Source organism: Streptomyces sp. WELS2 (assembly GCF_013870595.1).
Lineage (GTDB): Bacteria > Actinomycetota > Actinomycetes > Streptomycetales > Streptomycetaceae > Streptomyces.
Map to the genome: position 1 here is coordinate 1 of NZ_JACBWZ010001129.1, position 1,689 is coordinate 1,689.

Here is a 1,689-nt window from a genome sequence, read left to right on the forward strand (position 1 = left end):
ACACCTGCGCGAGTCCGGGCGGATCAGACCGCCGTCGCCGGGTAGGTCGGGTACTCCACGCCCGAGACGTGCTGGACGACGCGGACGACCTGGCAGGAGTAGCCGAACTCGTTGTCGTACCACAGGTAGAGGATCGCGTTGTCACCGTCGACCTTGAGGGCGCCGGCGTCCACGATCGAGGCGTGGCGCGAGCCGATGAAGTCGCTGGAGACCGCGTCGGGCGCCGTGATGAAGTCGATCTGGCGCTTGAGCGGCGAGGTCAGCGACACCTCGCGCAGGTAGTCGTGGACCTCCTCGCGGGAAGTCTCGCGGGCCAGCTGGAGATTGAGGATCGCGATCGAGACGTCCGGCACCGGGACCCGGATCGAGCTGCCGCTGATCTTCGCCTTCAGGTCGGGCAGGGCCTTGGCGACGGCGGAGGCGGCACCGGTCTCGGTGATGACCATGTTCAGCGCCGCGGAGCGGCCACGGCGGTCGGACTTGTGGTAATTGTCCAGCAGGTTCTGGTCGTTGGTGAACGAGTGGACGGTCTCCACATGGCCGCGCAGCACACCGTACTCGTCGTCCATCGCCTTCAGCGGCGGCACGATGGCGTTGGTGGTGCAGGAGGCGCAGGACAGGATCCGCTCCTCCGGCTTGACCGTGTCGTGGTTGACGCCGTGCACGATGTTCGGCACGTCGCCCTTGCCCGGCGCGGTCAGCACGACCTTCTCGATGCCGGGGCGCAGATGCCGGGACAGGCCCTCGCGGTCGCGCCACTTGCCGGTGTTGTCGATGAGGATGGCGTCGCGGATGCCGTACTCGGTGTAGTCCACGGACGCCGGGTCGTCGGCGTAGATCACCTTGATGGCGTTGCCGTTGGCGACGATCGTGCCGTTGTCCTCGTCCACGGTGATCGTGCCCTGGAACTGGCCGTGGATGGAGTCGCGGCGCAGCAGCGAGGCGCGCTTGACGATGTCCTGGGCGCCGCCGCCGCGCACGACGATGGCGCGCAGCCGGAGGCCGTTGCCCGAGCCGGCCTTCTCGATGAGCAGACGGGCGACGAGGCGGCCGATGCGGCCGAAGCCGTAGAGGACGACATCGCGCGGCTCGCGGCGCTCGATCTTGTTGGCTCCGGTGGCGCCGGCGACCGCCTCGGCGGTGAACTCCTCGACGCTCAGGCCGCGTTCGTCGGCCTTGTACATGGTGGCCAGCATGCCGAGGTCGATCTGGGACGGCCCGAGGTCGAGGGTGGTGAGGGCCTGCAGGAACGGCATGGTCTCGGTGACCGACAGCTCGGCGCCGGCGATCTGCCGGGCGAAGCGGTGGGTCTTCAGGATGCTGACCACCGACTTGTTCACCAGGGAGCGGCTGTGCAGCAGGACGGTCACGTCCCGCTCGCGGTGCAGCTTCCCGATGAGCGGGATCATCGACTCCGCGATCTCTTCGCGGATCTTCCAGTTGGTGAACGAGTCGTCGTTGACAGTCACAGATCCATCTTTCGAGCTAGGCAGCGCTCATATGATAACCACACGGTCGTGGCGGGTTTGTAGCCCCCTCCAGGCCACCGCGCAGGGGTGCCCGGGCCCGGTGTCAGACGGGTTCGGGCCGCCGCGGCCGGCAGCCGGCGACCAGGCCCGCGACGGCCACCAGCAGCGCGAGCGAGGCAGGCAGCACCAGGACGGTGACCAGTGCGGCGCACACCGCCAC

1 protein-coding gene is annotated in these 1,689 nt (G+C 68.4%); it reads right to left on the reverse strand.

What is annotated here, in order from left to right; all coding sequences use genetic code 11:
• Positions 1-23: 23 nt before the first annotated feature.
• Positions 24-1,469, reverse strand: coding sequence for a glyceraldehyde-3-phosphate dehydrogenase (locus tag H5J33_RS34300; protein WP_181798566.1), 1,446 nt, complete (start codon positions 1,467-1,469; stop codon positions 24-26).
• Between the last annotated feature and the right edge of the window lie 220 nt (positions 1,470-1,689).